The sequence below is a fragment of the Paraglaciecola sp. genome (assembly GCF_039964565.1).
Classification (GTDB): Bacteria; Pseudomonadota; Gammaproteobacteria; order Enterobacterales; family Alteromonadaceae; genus Paraglaciecola.
Window position 1 is genome coordinate 297,556 of the sequence record NZ_JBDVXF010000028.1, and the last position, 18,759, is coordinate 316,314.

An 18,759-nucleotide genomic window follows, 5' to 3' on the forward strand; every position below is an offset into this window, starting at 1 on the left:
GTAAACTGACAATCAATTTACCCCTCTTATGTTGTAAAGGCTGTTAATGCAGTTTGAATTTGGGCCCTACTATATTGCTTAATTTTCTAGTCAGTAATACCAATAACCCTTTACGCCAACCATGGACTGCAAACTGATGCATATTGTAAAGTGAAATATATACCAATCTTGCTATGCGACCTTCTATAAACATGGTGCTATTGCTTAGGCTACCCATAAGACTTCCAACCGTGCTGTATTTACTTAAATGTACCAACGAACCATAGTCGGTATAGCGGTAATCGACTAGTGGTTTGTTTTTGCTGATATTACGTAAATTGGTAGCCACTAAACTAGCCATCTGATGAGCAGACTGCGCGCGCGGAGGTACCCATGAGCCGTCTTCTTGTTTAAAGCCACAACAATCACCAATTACAAATATTTGATCACTAACGGTACTTTGCAAATGTGAATTGACTAACACTTGCTGCACTTTGTTGGTTTCAAATATATCGAGTGTTTGAATGAAATCTGGCGCCTTTATCCCAGCTGCCCATACTAATAGGTCTGCTTCAATTAATACTTGGTCGTTAGTAACAAATCCCGTCTTTTGAGCTTCAATTATACGAGTCCTTTCCAATACTTTGATGCCTAATTTTGTTAAAGCTTTTTTGGCCGATAATGCAATTCGTTCCGGTAAAGCGGGTAATATCCGGTTTCCTGCCTCAATAATAGAGATTTCTAAGCGCTTTGAAGACATGCTAGGCATGCCGTATGAGCGGGCCAAATTAGCTACGTGATGCAGTTGAGCAGCCAGCTCTGTTCCAGTGGCACCTGCGCCAACAATAGCTACTTTTAAAGTGCTGGAGCTATCTGTTTGTTGATTGATCCGCAACAATTGATTAAGTAATGCTTTATGAAACCGCTCGGCTTGAGCCAATGAGTCCAGAAAATAGGCATGTTTAGCTACCCCAGGTGTACCAAAATCATTGCTGACACTTCCAATTGCTAACACCAAATAATCATAGTCAATCACTCTATCAGGCAACAGGAGTTGCCCTTGTTCATCGAACAAAGGGTCTAGTGTTATTTGTTTGTTTAACGTATCGATATCGCTCATGTTGCCGAGCTGAAATTGATAGTTGTGCCTAGCAGCATGAATGCGATAATCCACGCCATCAGAGTTTTTATCAATTACCCCCGCGGCAACCTCATGTAACAGAGGTTTCCAGACATGGGTAGGCTGTCGGTCAACCAGAATGATTTGCGCCAGTTTTTTTTTGCCTAATGTTTTACTCAGTCTACTAACGAGTTCTAAGCCACCCGCGCCTCCGCCTACAATAACAATTTTCTGCATGATATTTCCTAAAAGTAATGTAAAAACTGGGGGCGTTTGTGGGTCTTGTGAACAAAGAATGAAAAAGAACGTGAAAAGACATAACCGAAATAATCACAACAACTGCAAATATAAAACGCGATGTGACGATCATGCACAAAACTTCTTTGGCTGTCTAGATAGGATATAGATTAACCCTACTTTTGTTTATCTATGAGGGCATTGTTTTTTATAAGCTGATAACTCAAGGGCGAAACGATTAGTCTATGAGATAACAGATTATTGATCAAAGTTAGTTAGATTGAGGCAAGTTAGCAAAATAACTGAATTAGTTGCTGACAGCTAAAAGAGAGGTTTTGTTGGCACCGATCATATTCATCATGAAATAATCAAGGGTATAATCACTATAAAGTAGTGCCAAGTTCGGTATTTACCCATTGAGGGATACGTAAAGATGAGCAGTTTTTTAGACCTGTTTTTAGCTTCTGGTAGCGTTGTAAAGTTACTTACTACGATTTTTCTAAGTTTTATTCTGTTGGCATTACTGAATCGATACCTCAGAAGTTATTGGGAAAAACGCAAATTTCAGTTCCAACTGTTAATGCTCTGTCTTACTTTTATTGCCATAGTCGTGGTCATAATTGTATTGCCTTTAAGTGATGGATTACGCGGACAGTTGTTATCACTATTCGGTATTTTACTCAGTGCTGCAATTGCATTTGCCTCTACTACCTTTATCGGCAATATTCTTGCCGGTGTGATGTTACGCGTCATTAGAAATTTCAAACTAGGAGATTATATTACTGTCAATAACATTACAGGGCGCGCGACAGAAATGAACCTATTGCATGTTGAAGTACAAACAGAACAAAGTGACTTAGTCACTATTCCAAATATCCATATGGTGACATTTCCCGTAAAAGTGGTACGCAGTTCAGGGACTATAGTCTCTATCGATATATCGTTAGGATACGACATACCTCGACAACGGATAAGTAAACAACTGTGTTTAGCTGCTGAAGATGCGGGTTTATCAGAAGGGTTTGTTCAAATACGAAATTTAGGGGATTTTTCTATCACTTATCGTATTGCGGGGCATTTAAAAGATACCTCGAACTTAATTTCGGTTAGAGCAAATTTGCACAGTTCGGTGTTAGATCGTTTGCACGCTGATAATATCGAGATTGTTTCACCGAGTTTTATGAATACAAGAGCAATAAATGGACAGCCAATTATTCCAACACCACAACGAGTTGAGCAAGAGAACAGCGAGAATAAGTTAGAAACGTTAGCATTTGAAAAGGCGCAAAAGGCGTCTTCGGTGGCTAAGGTAGAGACTGCAATTGACCAATTAACCGCAGAATTAGAGCAAGGCAAAGAAAGCCTAAACACACAAGACCAGCAAGCAATTGAAGATAAGTTACAAATATTAAATGTACAACTCAATGAAGAAAAAGAGCGTCTAAAAGAGCAAGATCTTAAAAATGACTAGAGCAGGCTAGGGGCTACATTTCTAATCTAGGTTTTTTCTAAAGCGAATCGACGCTAAAATGAGCCCTGCGACAGTAAATAAACTGAGCCAATAAACATCACTGAGCATTTCTGTAAATACCACATCCCTTAAAACGACCCCTCTGACTAAACGCATGAAATGCGTCGCTGGTAGGGCCTCGGCTATGTATTGAGCTATCTCGGGCATTCCTTCATAGGGGAACATAAAACCTGATAATAGAATCGAAGGTAATAATACAAATATTGTCATTTGCATGGATTGCAATTGGTTAGTCGCAATGGTTGAAATCACTAATCCTAAGGTTAAGGTCGCAGCTATAAACAACAACGTAATGCACAACAGTGACGCTAGACCACCGTTTATGGGCACATTGAATATCGAATAACCTATACCTAAAATGATTGAAACCTGTATCAGTCCAATAAATATGTAGGGAATGATTTTGCCCAACATTAATTCAATTGGGCGAATAGGGGTCGTAATTAACATTTCCATATTACCATGCTCCCTTTCGCGCACGATAGCAGCCGATGTGAACATTATCATTGTCATAGTGAGTATTATGCCCACCAAGCCAGGCACAATATTGACAGCGGTTCTTTGTTCTGGATTGTAAAACAGTGTCACTTCAAAGGTAGTCGTTGCTCGATTGGCAGGTTTACTGAGTAGTTCAGCTAGTGGCATATTTCTTAGGCCTTTGATTGCTGCGGCAATCATAGTGTCTGAGCCATCAACTAGCCATTGTGCTATTGGGCGACTAGTTTCTTCATCACTTGAAGCTGGCAGTCCAAAGCCAACACTAGGATGGCGAACAATACGTTTACTAAGATCTGCTGGAATAATAAAAATAGCGCGGACTTTACCTTGTTCGAGCGCCTGCTGGGCCTGTTTTATGTCATTGAAATAGTGTCTAAAGGTAACCACTTGTGTTGCAGCTACTGTTTGCAACAACACTCGACTTATCCCACTTTGACTATGGTCAACCACTGCTACAGGTATGTGGCGTACATTGGTATTGATAGCGTAACCAAACAAGACTAGCTGCACGAGTGGGATCATAATAACCATGGCGAATGTCATTCTATCGCGCTTTAATTGCATCAACTCTTTAAATAAGATTGCGTGTATACGATATAGGCTTTTTATCACTGACCAGTTTCTCCGGTACAAGTAATAAATACGTCTTCGAGGCTAGGACGCACTATGCTGATTTTATTCGACGCTATTGCACTGCTATGACTTAAAAATTCTATAGGCTGGCTCACGCTATCTTTTACCAACACTCGCAATCTTGCCCCTAATTGTGCCGCGCTGATGATCTCGGGTAAGTTAGCTAATTGTTGTTTTAAATGCCTTAGACCCTCTGCCTCTATTTCAACTACGTGCGCGGCTATATTTTTCATCAGTTGTTGTGGCGTATCATCCGCTCGCTTTATTCCGTTTTCAAGTATCGCCAGTTTATGGCAGCGTTCAGCTTCATCCATGTAATGAGTGGAAACTAAAATAGTCGTGCCTTGATCACATAGGTCAAATAATTGCTCCCAAAATTCGCGACGGTTCTCTGGATCTACCGCGGATGTGGGCTCATCTAAAAATAGTAAATCAGGACGATGTAAAGTCGCTGCTGCTAACGCTAAGCGCTGCCGTTGACCTCCACTCATGCTGCTGGCTAATTGCGATTGTTTTTGATTGAGAGCGTAAATAGACAGCAATTCATCGATACGTGTTTTTTGGGCAACACCTGCGATCCCGTATATTTTGGCAATAAACTGCAAATTTTCTTTGATTGTTAAATCGTTATAGAGAGAGAATTTTTGAGTCATGTAGCCCATTTTCAGACGCAGTTTTTCAGCATCTCTGGGTAAGGTCAATCCCAAGATTTTGATCGAACCTGAAGTCGGTTTGAGTAGTCCTGTTAACATACGAATTGCGGTAGTTTTTCCACATCCATTAGGGCCCAAAAATCCATAAATGCGATTCTTATCAACGTTTAAATCTAAGTTGTCTATGGCTTTTAAGTTGCCAAAACGGCGACTTAACGCCTTAGCTTGTATTACATAATCTTGGTTATTCGTTCGAATCATGGAAGTTCAACTTGTACTGCTACGCCATTGGGCAACTCTGCATAGTTAGCGGGTAATTGGACTTCGGCTAAATACATTAACCTAGCTCGCTCTTGTTGATTTAGGGCATAGTAGGGCGTGAAAGCTGGTTCACTTGAAATCCAGCGAACTTCGCCGCTGATGGTTTCTGGAAGGCCGTCTACATGAATGTCAAGTTTATCACCCGCCGCTATTTTAACGCGATACGGTTCTGGAACGTAGATTCGCGCATAGGGGGCGTCTCCAGCTAATACTACCGCCACTGGGCTACCCAATGTGACTCTTTCTCCTAAGTTCCAAGGGAGGGTGTCGAGTATTCCATCTCTTGTTGCCGTGACAGTTAAGTCGTCAAGTTTCTTGCGCTCACTAACAAGGGCGGCTTGCATAACTTCAAGGTTTGCTGCCGCTACTAACAAGTCCTCATGGCGAGTACCGTTGGTAAGGAGTAATAACGCTTCTTGCGCAGCTTGAACAGCCGCTCGATTTGAATCTTTCGACGCAATTGCCTGGTCTAAACTTGCTTGGCTGAGCAACCCTTTAATAACAAGATTTTTAGTTCTTAGGTAAGCAGCTTCACTCTCTGTTAACGCGGCTTTCGCGCCAAGTAATTTAGCGCTGGCTGCAGCGACTTCTTCGGGTCGTGCGCCGTTACGATATTTTTCTAAGTTAGCTTGTGCTTCAGCGACGTAGGCTTGTGCCTTATCCGTTAGTGCGGATTGCTGACGATTATCCAATTGCACTAGTACATCGCCAACTCTAACACGAGTGCCACGAGCAACAGGTAGGGCAACAACCACTTCGTTTGCCGTTGCTGTATGTGCAATACGATCTCGTTCTAGGGTCCCTAACGCAAAATTAGCGGTGTAATTTTCACAACCTACAAGGATGATTAATGTAACAAAGACATACTTAAACTTGGGCATGTTTATCAGGTTCTTCATTGATGAAATCCAGGTTGATGTTGTAACTTGTGTTGTGAAGTAAGCCTCATTTTCGAATACTTTCTATTGCGATAAATATTCAAACATTTAAAAACATGTAGAGGTAAGTAACGTTATTAAAACCTTTAAAGTAACCGGTTAAGTCTAGATTTTAGTTGAGTATTTTCTTTTTCTAGTTGTTGTTTTGATTTCAATAATTCTATCACCATAGCCGTTGCTACCCAGTCGATTTGTAATTCTCGACTAAGTTTAACGGCCTTCTTAATCCAGTAAGCACTTTCTAAATCGAATGCCCACTCTGAGATAGTGTCTCCATTTATCGGGGAAACAATGCCATATTCAACGACTTCTAGTATTGTTTCTTGGTTGATATCCGGATTCAGGCACAATTCGTCTAGATGTATATGTAAAGTGATTTGGGTCATGTTTAGTTACTCCAATCTTGCCTTGGGTTGTATTGCTCAATTTCTGCAAATTGTTCCCATAGCTTTTTGGTTTCATTATTAGTTGTAGGTGGAATGTCTATCTTAATCAACACTAGCAAATCACCCTGGGCGGTTTTGTTTTTAAGTCCTTTACCTTTGATCCGTAGTTTTTTACCAGTATTACAATTGGCAGGAATATTTAGACTGATTTTACCATTAAGAGTAGGCACTTCGAGTTTTGTCCCAAGAGCTGCTTCCCAAGGCGTAACTGGGACTGTCAATAATAGGTTTAAACCTTGTACATCAAATAAAGGGTGGGGCACTAACCTAATATGTAAGAATAAGTCACCGTTGAATTGGCTGTTATCATCGGATGCACCATGAACCGGCGCTCCTTGGCCTTTGACTCTAATGCGAGCGCCATCTGCAATACCAGCAGGTATTTTGACGTTTAGAGACTTTTTAATTTGTTTGCTTTGTTTACCGTCAAAAACAGGTATTGAATATTCTAAACTCTTTGTTAAGCCAGTCACTGATTCCTCTAGGAAGACAGGTACTTCCATTTCCAGATCTTGACCTTTATGTTGTTGTGCGCCGCCAGTTCCAAAACCTTGTGCTCGGCCGCCAAAAACAGAATTGAAGAAGTCAGAGAAGTCTGCGCTGGAGTCATTGTTAGCGCTATGATTGCTTCCATAGGATTGCCAGCCCGGGGGAGGTGTAAAGCCTTGTTCTGAGTTAGAACCATAACGTTTCATTTCATCGTATTCAGCACGTTTGGTCTGGTCTTTTAAAACTTCATAGGCTTCAGCTACTTGTTTAAATTTTTCTTCTGCACCTACGTCTGGATTCATGTCAGGGTGAAACTTAAGGGCCAGTTTTCGGTAAGCCTTTTTGATCTCTTTTAGTTCGGCATCTTCATTCACACCCAAAATCTTATAGTAATCTTTAAACTCCATTATAGGTTCCTTTACATCAATTAAAATATAGCTGTTTATGTTCGTTCAATTACTTCTAATACTTTTTTGACAAGGGTGTTTTCTATGAAAGGCTTTTCAATAAAATCAATGGCTTTGGCCTGCATTGCGCGAACAGCGTCACTGACGTTACTGCTTGATGACGTGACAATTGTAGGTAATCTTAAACCAAGGCTGTTCATATGTTTGAGCAGCTCAATACCGTCCATGTTCGGTAAATTGACCTCAACGATTAGGCAAGATGCTCTACTTCTTAATTTGTTGTTAAGAAAATGTTCCGCTGACTCAAACACTTCGACTGTCAGCCCACTGAGTCTTAGAACTGCAGAAAGAGATTCCATTAACCTTTGATCATCGTCAACTAAATAGACGATTGGTTTTTCAAAAGTACTCATTGTTTTACCATTGATACCCAAATTACACTGTAATTGTTATTTTCTAGACTTGCGATTTAGTGTCGATAATTATCGGTGTCTATCTCAGGTAATGGCAATAAGCATTTATACGTAATTAATTAGTAGCGGAGGCGTCAATTACCACTTTAACAAGCTCTGCTAAGGACTTTACCTCCATTTTATCCATAACGTGAGCCCTATGGATCTCAACAGTCCTCTGACTTAGATGCAAATCAATGGCGATCACTTTGTTGGCTTTTCCTGACACTATCGCTTCAAGTATTTGAGTTTCACGGTTAGTTAAAGATGCTAATTTTGCTTGGGTTTGTTGTATTTTTTTGAGCTTTTGTTGATCGTTAAAATTAACTTGTAGGGCTTTTTGAAGTGCATCTATAAGTTGTTGCTCTCGGAAAGGTTTTTGGATAAATTCCATCGCGCCGTGTTTCATGGCTTCCACAGCAGTTGGCACGTCTCCATGACCTGTCACAAAAATAATCGGCAGACAACATCCCAGCGTTTCAAGTCTGTGCTGACATTCTATTCCACTGATTAGCGGCATTCGAATGTCCAACATTATGCAGCCATTGTGTTTATTGAAGCTTTCCTCAACATAGGCATCCAAAAACACCTGAGCATTTTTGTAGCATATATTACTCAATCCGATGCTATCTAGCAGCATGGAGACCGAATCTAAAACGGCTTCATCATCATCAACTACATGCACAATGGGTGAAGAAGACTCAAGTTGGGTGGTTCTATTCATTTGCAGAATTCTCTGTATTTTCTTGGTTTTTAGAGGTGGCAGGTAAGTGAAACGAAAATGTACATCCAGATGGGTGATTAGCCTCAAAGTAGATTCTTCCGCCATGTGCATGAATTATGGTTTGACTTACTGACAACCCCATTCCCATTCCTGATTCCTTGGTAGTAAAAAACGGGTTAAATATACTGTCAATCGTTTGTACATCAATACCTAAGCCGCAATCACTTACAGAAACTTCTATCAGTTCATCCGACAGCCATTGGCTTTTTATAATTAAAGGCGCGCCTTTTATATGTTCCATTGAATCAATTCCGTTGCGGATAAGATTCAATAACACCTGTTGAATTTGCACTGGATCAACTAACAATTCTGGTTTTTTTATCGTATCCAATTTTATTATGACTTCATGATCTAAAATACGCGTATCGACTTTGGCCAACTTGACTGTTTTATTGATTAGCTCGTTGAGATCAACGTACTCACGTTGTGATATGCGTTTTTTAACGAAGGTTCTAAGTCGATCAATAACGTCACTGGCTCTAATGGCTTGGTCACAAATTTTATCCAAGGTTGCCGCAACTTTTTCAACGTTGTGTTGTGAACCAGACGCCAATAATCGTTTAGATGCTTGGGCATAACTAGATATTGCAGTAAGTGGTTGGTTCATTTCATGAGCAATACCCGCTGCAAGCTCACCCATTGAGCTTAACCTCGATGCGTGAGACAAACGATTTCTATTGTCTTGCGCTTCCATCTTATCGCGTTCTTGTTCTGATATATCCCTAATAATGCCGACAAACTGGATATGACTGGAGCCCTTTACCTCACCTACACTGAGAAATATTGGAAATTCATCTCCGTTAGATTTTTTTCCTTTTACTTTTCTACCTGTTCCAATAATTTTTGCTTGGCCGGATGTCATATAAGAGGAGAGATAAGTATCATGTTCGCGACTAAATGGGGCAGGCATTAACATCTTTATATTTTTGCCTAATACTTCCTGACTACTGTACAAAAACATTCTTTGAGCTGCGCTATTAAAAAGCTCAATCTTCCCTGTTTTATCAATAATAACCAGACCATCAACTGCCGCATCAAGTAAGGCGATTAATCTTTCATTAGCGTCGTCAATGGTTTCTTTACGTTCACTCTTGTCCGCTAAAACGCGGCCCAAATTTGTACTGTCAGATGCTGACATGAGTTGTTCCCATAAAGTTCTATCTATACCTTAAACGCCACTGAACCTGTCATTTATCAAGGCGTAACTTTCTGCTTAATTAGCGCCATTGTTATAGGTAGTTACCGAAACATTTTACGCGCTATTTCGGATAGCGAGGGCGAGTAGCTAAGTTATATTATTTAAGTAAGAAGTGAAAGCGACAGCTAGACAATTATGCCGTATGTCAGTTGATACTCTAAGTTTAACGAGGCATTAAAAGTATGAAAAGTTCATATCAATCCAAGAATGATCATCTCAGCGAGTCTCCAATTATCGGTAATCATAGTGCGCCTAAATACAACAATAATCACTCAACGAGGGGGCATTCTCATCGTATTTTCCAGCGAAGGGACAATTTGTTTTCTGCTGGCGATTACTTTGAAGGTATTTATATCTTACGTTCAGGTTCAGCCAAAGCATTTATTACATCTAGAAACGGAGAAGAGCATATTACCAAATTCTTCTATCCAGGTGATATGTTAGGACTTGATGGGTTTGATGCGAATATGCATACACAATCGGTACGCTTTCTTGAAACGAGCAGTGTGTGCTTAATAACAACATCACAAGTGCAAAGGTTAATGGTCACAGACCAAAATTTTCGAGCTGCGATTTTGCAATCGATGAGTCATAACTTAGCCTGTGATAGCGCCATGATGATGTGTCTTAGTACTTGTTCAAGTGAACAAAAAGTGGCACGGTTTTTAATGGATTTGTCTATCAGCTTTTCTGAAAGGGGGCTATCAGCGGGAGAATTTATTCTTAGCATGACGCGCACTGATATCGCTAATTATTTGGGCATGGCGATTGAAACTGTCAGTCGCATATTTTCAAGTTTCCAAGAACGACACATTATTGCCGTACAGCAACGTATTTTGAGCATCATTGACTTCGCTGCTTTGAATGCCTGTGTATCAATCGATGTTTGTGCTAAGACTGCCGCCACTAATTCAAGTTCAAAGAAACCTATTTTGACCATGAACTGATGGGATGTTTTTGCAATCACAACTAAACCAATAGAGAGTGAGAATCACTTTTTTGGAGAATAAATATGAAAATGTATCAACGCATTTTAGTGGCTATCGATATCTATTCTGAATATGACTATGTACTTCAAAGAGCTTTGTCTATTGCTACAGATAAGGCTCATCTGAATCTGCTTTTTGTCACTTTACCCACTACTTATTTTCAGCCTTACATGAGTGATGTAGGAGGTGAGTATGTCGCTGAGATCCACAAACAAGCAAAGCTATGTTTAGAAGATATTGCCACAAAAAACCAAATACCGATTAAACAAATATATCTACCTATTGGAAACACGGCTGATGAGATCCATACACTTGCTGATGAAATGCATGCTGATCTTATTGTAATCGGAACACATGGACGCAGTGGGGTTAAACTGTTACTGGGCTCGACAGCTAACTCAGTGTTACACGGTGCGAAACAAGATGTATTAGCCGTTAAAATGGCTTAATCGAATCGTTAGTGCAGCGAAGTAATCAAACCAAGCATATATAGTTGTGTGTTGCTTCCACATTACGACGTGAATAGCTAACAATGAAATGGTGGGAGCACATGTTTACGTGTTCCCTAAGTAAGCAGACTAATCTTGGAGTCCTAATTTTCTGAGTATGGTCATCATGGGGCACCACTGTGTAAAAGCAGACTGAATCAAATTAGCTGCAATAAATATCGTAAAAAATACCCAGTTGCCATGTACGTAATAGGTCAGTAACAATGAGACCAAAATCATGATCCCAGCGACGAGTCTTAAAGCTTGATTAACGTTCATTATATACCTCTATAATAAGTTTAAATTTAAATGCCATTACATTAGTTATTTCTAATATTAGACAAATCTAATGTAATGGGTATACTATGGGAAGTCAAATCAAACAGGGGGTGTTTAATTGGATCTAGATCAAATAAAAGCCAATGCGTCTGAGGCAGAATCATTTCTAAAAATGATAGCGAATAAAAATCGCTTAATGATCCTATGTAGCTTAGTTGCCGGAGAATGCTCAGTAACCAAATTGAATGAATCAGTTCCTCTGACTCAATCGGCTTTATCACAGCATTTAGCGGCTCTAAGAAAGGCTGGAATGGTGTCCACTAGGCGTCAAGCTCAAACCATTTATTACTCGGTTACAGATGTAAAAGTGAAACAAATAATCGAAAAAATGTATGAATTTTTCTGCGATACACAGTAGTACAAGGCTATGAAACAACATCCAATAGATAGATTAGTTGCTTATTCTTTAAATGGCGGTTTTCCGCAGTTTGTGTTTATTGTTGCGTTATTTTTAGGGGCGATTGCCCTTACTTACACTCCACGCGAAGAAGAACCACAAATTGTAGTGCCCATGATTGATGTGTGGGTGGATGTGCCCAATCTATCTGCCCGTCAAGTGGAGCGACAAGTCACCATAACCCTCGAAAAACTGATTAAGCAAGTACCAGGTATAGAGCATATATACTCGACGTCTCGTGATGGTGGATTAAGTGTTACCTTACGCTTTGAGGTAGGCGAAGACAGAGAACGGGCGTTACTCAATACCTACAATAAGCTTCATTCCAATCAAGATAAGATCCCCGAAGTGGTAACAGATTGGATTGTAAAACCTATTGAAGTTGATGATGTTGCGATACTTATGATTGCATTGTTTAGTACTGCGCCAGATCTCTATTCGGACTACGATTTACGTAGAATGTCGCAAGAAATTTCAACGGTCATTCAAAGTTTACCTGATACCAGTGAAGTCAATATAGTAGGTGGCCGCGCAAGAGAGATACAAATACTGCTTGATCTCCAGTCACTTGCTGCAAGGCAAACAAGTGTTATGAACGTCATTGACGCATTGGCGATATCCAATCAGCTTTCTAGACATGGAGAACTACAACTTAGGCAAGAGTCAATAATAATCGAGTCAGGAGATGTGATTCGCGATCTTGATGAGCTGAAGAATATTGTAGTTAATGTCATCAATGGAAAAGTGGTGATGCTTAAGGATATCGCGCAAATTATAGATGCACCCTCTGAGCCCGAAAGTTACCAATGGTTAGAGTTTGCTAGTGCTTCTAAGAGCCAACTACTAGATAAGTACCCTATGGTTACCATCAGTGTCGCTAAACAAAAAGGCAGTAACGCGGTAACAGTTGCCAACAATGTATTGGCGAAAATGAGTGAGTTAGAAACGCAGTTATTGCCACAAGAAGTGCACTACGAGTACTTGAGAAATTACGGGCAAACCGCTAATGAAAAAGTCAACAATTTAACCTCTAGTTTGGCATTTGCAGTCTTTACTGTGGTGGTGTTTATTGGTGTGTTTTTGGGCTGGCGTCAAGCAATAGTCGTGGCGCTAGCGGTACCGATTTGTTATGGGCTGACTCTGATGTTGGATTTTGCGTTTGGTTATACCATCAACAGAGTAACGCTATTTGCTTTGATTTTGTCACTTGGCTTATTAGTGGATGACCCGATCACCGGTATCGATAATATTACAAGATTTTTGGGTAATAAAAATACCTCTAAAAAAGACAACATAGTTAACGGAATGTCTGAAATACGCCCCGCGCTTATTATGTCAACTATTAATATCATTCTAGCCTTTGTTCCTCTGGCATTTATCACAGGCATGATGGGACCCTATATGGCTCCAATGGCGTTTAATGTTCCGGTGAGTGTGATGATTTCAACCTTCGTCGCCTTTGCCATCACACCTTGGTTAGCGGCGAAACTGTTAAAACCGACAACCACTCAAGTAGATGAAAACAAACATGGGCTCTATTCGCGTTTGTTAAACCCATTGATACTCAAGAAGGGACGCAGCAAACTAGGCCTATGGATAGTACTAGTGTTGTTTATCATTTCTTGTGCACTGCCATTAATGCGAAGTGTGCCGCTAAAATTATTGCCTTTTGATAATAAAAACGAGATCCAGGTTTTGATTGATATGCCACAAGGTACATCATTAGAACAAACCTCGGCTAAAGTCGAAGAAGTGATAGAAACCGTTAAACGTTTACCAGAAGTGAAGGCCATAGCCAGTTACATTGGTCAACCCTCTCCAATTGATTTTAACGGTATGGTACGCCAACATTATTTACGGCAGTCGCCTGACCTTGCTGAATTACGTGTGACTTTATTAGATAAGTCCGAGCGTGAGCATCAATCTCATGCAATTGTTCTAAGACTTAGAGAACAACTAGCAAGACTACAACAAACACATCTGACAATAAAAGTGGTAGAAGTACCGCCTGGTCCCCCGGTATTGAGTACGTTTGTGGCAGAAGTCTATGCGGAACCATTTGTGAGTCCACAAGTACACCAACAAGCCGCACAAAATTTAATGCAACGTCTTAAATCAGAAGACCACGTGGTAGAAATAGACTCAACAATTAACAGTGAACAACAAATCTGGCGTTTTGTGACTGATAAATCTAAGGCTGCACTTTCTGGCATTTCCACAGTAGACATTAACAATGCCTTAGGTGTGGCTATTAATTCTAAAAGAGCCGGCATATTTCAAGTCGAAAATGATGCGACGCCAGTCCCGATAGAAGTAAAACTGCCTTATAAAAATAGACAATCTTTGACTGATATTTTGAGTCTTCAAGTGTTGGGGCAAAATGGAATAGCGCAACAAAACAATGGAGTAGGATTAGAGTCATCACCACAATCCTTGGTTAGTTTGGCAGAGCTTGGGCATTGGCAACAAACCCAAGTATCTCAACCTATTTTACGCAAGGATCTGGTGCCGGTCATCTATGTCACAGCAGAATTATCAGGGCGTACACCTGCAGAAGTCGTTGCAGACTTAAGCTCAGATTTAAATTCAATGAATGACGTTTCCACTTCGAATCAGTCTAGCGGCCCAATAGATTGGAAAAACCGAACTTATTTGCAACCGGGCGGTGGTGAGCCATGGCAATTACCTAAGGGTACGTCTTACTCGTTTTCTGGAGAAGGCGAGTGGAAAATTACAGTGGACGTGTTTAGAGATATGGGCATTGCTTTTGCGTTTGCCTTAGTGGCTATCTTTTTCCTACTTAAAATACAAACTTCTAGCTCCGCTTTAGCCTTGATTATTATGTCGGCAATCCCTTTAACTATTATCGGCATTATGCCGGGATTTTGGCTATTGAATCAATTTGGAGAACGGACTATCGCAGGAGCTCCCGATCCTATTTTATTTACGGCTACCGCCATGATAGGCATGATTGCGTTGGCGGGCATAGTAGTTAGAAATTCTTTAATATTAGTGGAGTTTATTACTTTGGCTCGAGCCGAGGGCATGAATATTAAACAAGCACTTTTGGCAGCAGGCGAAGTTAGAATGAGACCAGTACTACTCACTGCGGGTACCACTATGTTGGGCAATTTAGTGATTACACTTGACCCCGTTTTTAGCGGCTTAGCACTGGCAATTATTTTCGGCATTATTGCATCGACGCTTTTTTCATTGTTTGTGGTACCTATGGTGTATTACTTAGTATTTGAAGATAGTCCACAGTTACAGGAGCACAAAATATGAGTATTAAAAAATGGGGGATACCACTGTTAACTGTTGTGGGATTACTGCTAGTTGTAGCGTGGATGGCCGGAGTGTTTAGTAGTCGTGTTTCGCCGGGATTGTTAGACCGTTCTAATAGTAACACAAACGCAATCTATACCGTTGTTTCAAACAGCCAACCCAATGTAGAGTCTATTCCTGCTGGGATAAAAGCCAGAGAAGCAACTCTATTGTCCAGTCAGGTGCTAGCTAGAATTGAAAAAATGCATGTCAGGGCCGGGGAAAGTGTGGCCCAAGGCCAGTTACTTGTCACCCTTGAAAGCGCTGCACTACAGGCACAATTGGCTCAAGTAGTGGCTATGGAGGAAGCAGCTCAGGCTTCTTTAATTGAATCTCAAGAGACTCTAGAAAGAACGCAAGTACTTAAAGATAAAGGTTTAATTTCACAAAGTGTACTTGATAACGCCATTGCGAATTTCCGGCGATACGACTCTGAAGTTGTTGCCGCGAAACAGCGCAAACAAGCAGCGCAAACTGCACTTAAATATACCAAAATCGTTTCTCCTTTTTCTGGCGTTGTCGTCGAAAGGGCGGCTGAGCCAGGTAACATGGCGTCTCCAGGCCAGCTACTTTTGTCTTTGTATGATCCTCTGACTTTGCAAATTGAGGCCGATGTACGTGAATCATTAGCCATCAAACTACAAGTCGGACGCAAAATATCTGTTGAAATAGATTCTCTCGGTAAAAATATTAACGCTACCTTAATAGAGATTGTGCCTGCCGCTGACCCCAATGCTCGCTCTTTCTTGGTGAAAGCAGGAATCGAGTTTGATCCACAATTAAAACCAGGTATGTTCGCCAGAATGTTAATCGAAGACGGTACAAGCGAAGTGCTGTCTATACCCGCAAATTACCTAAAAAGTTACGGGCAACTTGATATGGTATGGCTGTTACAAGACGGTGAAATTAATCGCCGTTTTGTGCGCGTAGGTAAAACACAAGGTGATCAAGTAGAAATTATTTCAGGTCTCAACTCGGGTGAAACGCTTGTTTTGAGTGCCATTTAAACATGACATATACATTAAGGAATTTACCATGCTGAAAACGCTTCCATCATTGCTACAACAAGCATCACAAAACGTGCAACTAGTCACTGCGAAACAAGCGGCGCTAGAAATGAGCAAAAACCATGGATTGCTGATAGATGTGCGGGAGCCAGCTGAGCATGCTGCGTCACCTGCAGTTGGCGCTATCAATATACCTAGAGGGGTATTGGAAATGAAAATGTTAGAAATAGAAAAACAACCTGAGCGCCCAATATATTTACATTGTGCGTCATCTCTTAGGGCGGTATTGGCGGCAGAACAATTGGCAAGAGTAGGTTATTCAGATGTCAGTGTTATAACCTGTAAAATGGACGAAGTGCATAAAATTCACCAATATTGTGAGTAACGATGCTATTAAACAATGCGATAAACTGTTTTGTTAGTGACTATGCATCATTTTTAATTACAACTTAGTCTTTATTCGAACCGATACCATGTATTTTCATAGGCTAAGCTACCCCATAGCGCATGAGCTAACGCGGTATCTGACAATTCAAGGTTGGGCTGTTTAGGGGCTAGCGTTTTTAGCCTAAAATCATAGGTAAAATTTAGAGCTGGTTTCTGCGGTTGAAGTATCGTTACTTCATTAGCTTTCATGTAGGCAAAGTTATCAGCATATTGCATCATTGCGCGGCCAGATGCGTTTGTATCACTAAGGTCATGCCCCAGCATGGGGGATTGATTAATGATGCCAATTTGTGAGAGCAATGTGGGAGCTAAATCGATTTGACTAACCACCCTGGTATCAATGAAGCTCTGCTTCGATGAATTAAGTATTACGGCGGGAATATGAAAGTTCTTTATTGGTACAAGATCACTCCCCAATGCTCTAGCATCATGATCAGCGACAATTAAAAATACTGTGTCTTTCCAATAAGCGCGGGTTTTGGCTTTGTCGATAAACTTACCCAGAGCGTAATCAGCATATTGCACCGCTTTATGACGCATCCGCTCTTTTTCATCATAAAGTGACAATTGCTCTTGTGAATATTCAATAGGGCTTATGATACCATCGGGAATTTCAAATGGATCATGATTGCTAGAAGAAAAGATGAAACTAAAAAAAGGTGTATTTTGGTTATGTAGTTGAGTTAATTCAGTATCTGCTTGTCTAAATAAGTCACCGTCACTGGCACCCCAAGATGCAACAAATTTAGGTTTGTTAATATCTTTGAAATCTACGATATCAGTAAAGCCATTACCCAAGAAAAAACTTTTCATATTGTCAAAATGGCTTTCACCACCATAAATAAATTGGGTGGTATATCCTTGTTTTTTTAAAAGGCTAGCAATGGTGAAAAAGTGACTCTGTGATTTATCAAGTTTAACCACCGACCGTGCTGGGGTCGGGGTAAAGCCTGTAATGACGGCCTCGATGCCTCTAACTGAGCGTGTACCAGTTGCATACAGTTGTTTGAATGCCCAACCTTCATCATTCATTTTATCAATTTGTGGAGTCAGTGGCAGACCGCCTAGAGAAGACACAAATTGGGCGCCTAGACCTTCCTCTAAAATAATCACCAAATTTTTAGGCTTTCCTTGATATACGGGTTGGCGAGTGCTTAACGATGGTTGAGATTTATTTGTAAACGAGTCTAGCGCTAACCCTGTTTCACTGCGAATAAGCGAAATGATTTTTTCTTTATCCATTTTTCCGTAAAGTTTGGCTGCATTTTTTTCATCACCGAATTGTTTATAGGCATGGGCGACACTGTAGATTGAATTTAAGGTTAACGAGTTAACTAAGGAATCGGTTGAAAAGTATACTAGTGACGGGTTGATCGGCCTGTGCCCAATTGTGCCTCTTGCGCACAACAACAAAACTAGTAACATCAAAGTACATGACAACAAAGAAGGTAAGGGGCTAGGGGGGCAGTGCCCTTTTTTTGACCTAATTATACTGTTTATTGGCGGTGTAACTATACAGGCTGAAGTAATAAGTATGATAAATACGGAGACTAACGTTAAGAGGTGCCCGTTGAATAACATTTTCATCACTTCATTTGGATATGCCATATATTCAATGAACAATCTATTTGGACGAAAGCCATATTCGGTAATGAATGCGGGGGTGGCAAGTTCAAAAAAAACAACAGCAGAGAATGTAATCAAAAATACGATCTTCAGTGTTTTTAGCCAATAATGTTGGTATCGAGACAACATCAACCACGGATGCAAGGTAGCGGGTACAAATAAAAGGTAACCCATTGTACTTAGGTCTATTCTTAACCCTCTGAATACAAGCGACATTAGAATCTGTACATTTTTGATGTGCTCATACTGCCAAAGCGCCAACCCCACTCTAGAAACTAGCAAAATAAAAATTAATAGAAAGAAAAATAGAATAAAGGGACGAACTAAGTTAAGTACAGCAGCGATCATGGTTATTAATGTCTCAAATACAACTCGGATTTGAGATTAATAAATGAAACTTAACAATGGCTTAAATCTAACGCAAATAATTGAAATGCTAAAAGATAACTAGGGAAA

18 protein-coding genes are annotated in these 18,759 nt (G+C 40.4%); 7 read left to right on the forward strand and 11 right to left on the reverse strand.

Annotated features, from left to right (window positions below):
• Positions 1–43: 43 nt before the first annotated feature.
• Positions 44–1,336: an NAD(P)/FAD-dependent oxidoreductase gene (locus ABJK37_RS12085; protein WP_348353859.1), complete on the reverse strand. Its 1,293-nt coding sequence runs from the start codon at positions 1,334–1,336 to the stop codon at positions 44–46.
• Between the two features lie 433 nt (positions 1,337–1,769).
• Between ABJK37_RS12085 and ABJK37_RS12090 the strand changes: the two genes are divergently transcribed.
• A complete protein-coding gene (locus ABJK37_RS12090; protein WP_348353862.1) occupies positions 1,770–2,807 on the forward strand; it encodes a mechanosensitive ion channel domain-containing protein in 1,038 nt (345 codons plus the stop codon).
• Positions 2,808–2,828: 21 nt separating this feature from the next.
• On the opposite strand, the gene ABJK37_RS12095 is transcribed toward ABJK37_RS12090, so the two are convergent.
• The 8 genes from ABJK37_RS12095 to ABJK37_RS12130 form a co-directional block, all read right to left on the reverse strand.
• Entirely contained in the window at positions 2,829–3,977 is a 1,149-nt protein-coding gene (locus ABJK37_RS12095; RefSeq protein WP_348353865.1) for an ABC transporter permease, read from the reverse strand.
• On the reverse strand, positions 3,974–4,912 hold the full coding sequence (locus ABJK37_RS12100) for an ABC transporter ATP-binding protein (RefSeq protein WP_348353868.1): 939 nt from the start codon (positions 4,910–4,912) through the stop codon (positions 3,974–3,976). Before ABJK37_RS12100 ends, ABJK37_RS12095 begins: the two co-directional genes overlap by 4 nt.
• Positions 4,909–5,871, reverse strand: a complete 963-nt coding sequence (locus ABJK37_RS12105) for an HlyD family efflux transporter periplasmic adaptor subunit (RefSeq protein WP_348353871.1) — start codon at positions 5,869–5,871, stop codon at positions 4,909–4,911. The genes ABJK37_RS12100 and ABJK37_RS12105 overlap by 4 nt, the downstream gene beginning before the upstream one ends.
• Positions 5,872–5,996: 125 nt before the next feature.
• A complete protein-coding gene (locus ABJK37_RS12110; RefSeq protein ID WP_348353874.1) occupies positions 5,997–6,296 on the reverse strand; it encodes a chaperone modulator CbpM in 300 nt (99 codons plus the stop codon).
• A gap of 2 nt (positions 6,297–6,298) precedes the next feature.
• Positions 6,299–7,252, reverse strand: coding sequence for a DnaJ C-terminal domain-containing protein (locus ABJK37_RS12115; protein WP_348353877.1), 954 nt, complete (start codon positions 7,250–7,252; stop codon positions 6,299–6,301).
• Positions 7,253–7,287: 35 nt separating this feature from the next.
• Positions 7,288–7,665 (reverse strand): response regulator, encoded by a 378-nt coding sequence (locus tag ABJK37_RS12120; protein ID WP_348353880.1) that lies wholly within the window; start codon positions 7,663–7,665, stop codon positions 7,288–7,290.
• A gap of 115 nt (positions 7,666–7,780) precedes the next feature.
• Positions 7,781–8,428, reverse strand: coding sequence for a response regulator (locus tag ABJK37_RS12125; protein ID WP_348353882.1), 648 nt, complete (start codon positions 8,426–8,428; stop codon positions 7,781–7,783).
• Positions 8,421–9,626: an ATP-binding protein gene (locus tag ABJK37_RS12130; RefSeq protein WP_348353885.1), complete on the reverse strand. Its 1,206-nt coding sequence runs from the start codon at positions 9,624–9,626 to the stop codon at positions 8,421–8,423. Before ABJK37_RS12130 ends, ABJK37_RS12125 begins: the two co-directional genes overlap by 8 nt.
• Before the next feature lie 242 nt (positions 9,627–9,868).
• Here ABJK37_RS12130 and ABJK37_RS12135 point away from each other — a divergent pair, with 242 nt between their 5' ends.
• Together ABJK37_RS12135 and ABJK37_RS12140 are read left to right on the forward strand one after the other, a co-directional pair.
• Complete coding sequence (locus tag ABJK37_RS12135; protein WP_348353888.1) at positions 9,869–10,633, forward strand: helix-turn-helix domain-containing protein; 765 nt, start codon at positions 9,869–9,871, stop codon at positions 10,631–10,633.
• A 65-nt stretch (positions 10,634–10,698) separates the two neighbouring features.
• Positions 10,699–11,124 (forward strand): universal stress protein, encoded by a 426-nt coding sequence (locus ABJK37_RS12140; RefSeq protein WP_348353891.1) that lies wholly within the window; start codon positions 10,699–10,701, stop codon positions 11,122–11,124.
• A 129-nt stretch (positions 11,125–11,253) separates the two neighbouring features.
• Here ABJK37_RS12140 and ABJK37_RS12145 read toward each other — a convergent pair whose 3' ends face one another.
• The gene (locus ABJK37_RS12145) at positions 11,254–11,442 is read right to left on the reverse strand and encodes a DUF2892 domain-containing protein (RefSeq protein WP_348353894.1); all 189 of its coding nucleotides are present in this window, start codon (positions 11,440–11,442) and stop codon (positions 11,254–11,256) included.
• Between the two features lie 118 nt (positions 11,443–11,560).
• On the opposite strand from ABJK37_RS12145, the gene ABJK37_RS12150 reads away from it, so the two are divergent.
• From ABJK37_RS12150 to ABJK37_RS12165, 4 genes are read left to right on the forward strand one after another with little or no spacing between them, the layout of a single operon-like run.
• Positions 11,561–11,860, forward strand: a complete 300-nt coding sequence (locus ABJK37_RS12150) for a metalloregulator ArsR/SmtB family transcription factor (protein ID WP_215928173.1) — start codon at positions 11,561–11,563, stop codon at positions 11,858–11,860.
• A gap of 9 nt (positions 11,861–11,869) precedes the next feature.
• The gene (locus tag ABJK37_RS12155) at positions 11,870–15,184 is read left to right on the forward strand and encodes an efflux RND transporter permease subunit (RefSeq protein WP_348353897.1); all 3,315 of its coding nucleotides are present in this window, start codon (positions 11,870–11,872) and stop codon (positions 15,182–15,184) included.
• Positions 15,181–16,230 (forward strand): efflux RND transporter periplasmic adaptor subunit, encoded by a 1,050-nt coding sequence (locus tag ABJK37_RS12160; protein ID WP_348353900.1) that lies wholly within the window; start codon positions 15,181–15,183, stop codon positions 16,228–16,230. Before ABJK37_RS12155 ends, ABJK37_RS12160 begins: the two co-directional genes overlap by 4 nt.
• Positions 16,231–16,258: 28 nt before the next feature.
• Positions 16,259–16,615: a rhodanese-like domain-containing protein gene (locus ABJK37_RS12165; RefSeq protein ID WP_348353903.1), complete on the forward strand. Its 357-nt coding sequence runs from the start codon at positions 16,259–16,261 to the stop codon at positions 16,613–16,615.
• 71 nt (positions 16,616–16,686) lie between these two features.
• On the opposite strand, the gene ABJK37_RS12170 is transcribed toward ABJK37_RS12165, so the two are convergent.
• Positions 16,687–18,651: an LTA synthase family protein gene (locus ABJK37_RS12170; protein WP_348353906.1), complete on the reverse strand. Its 1,965-nt coding sequence runs from the start codon at positions 18,649–18,651 to the stop codon at positions 16,687–16,689.
• Positions 18,652–18,759: the final 108 nt, after the last annotated feature.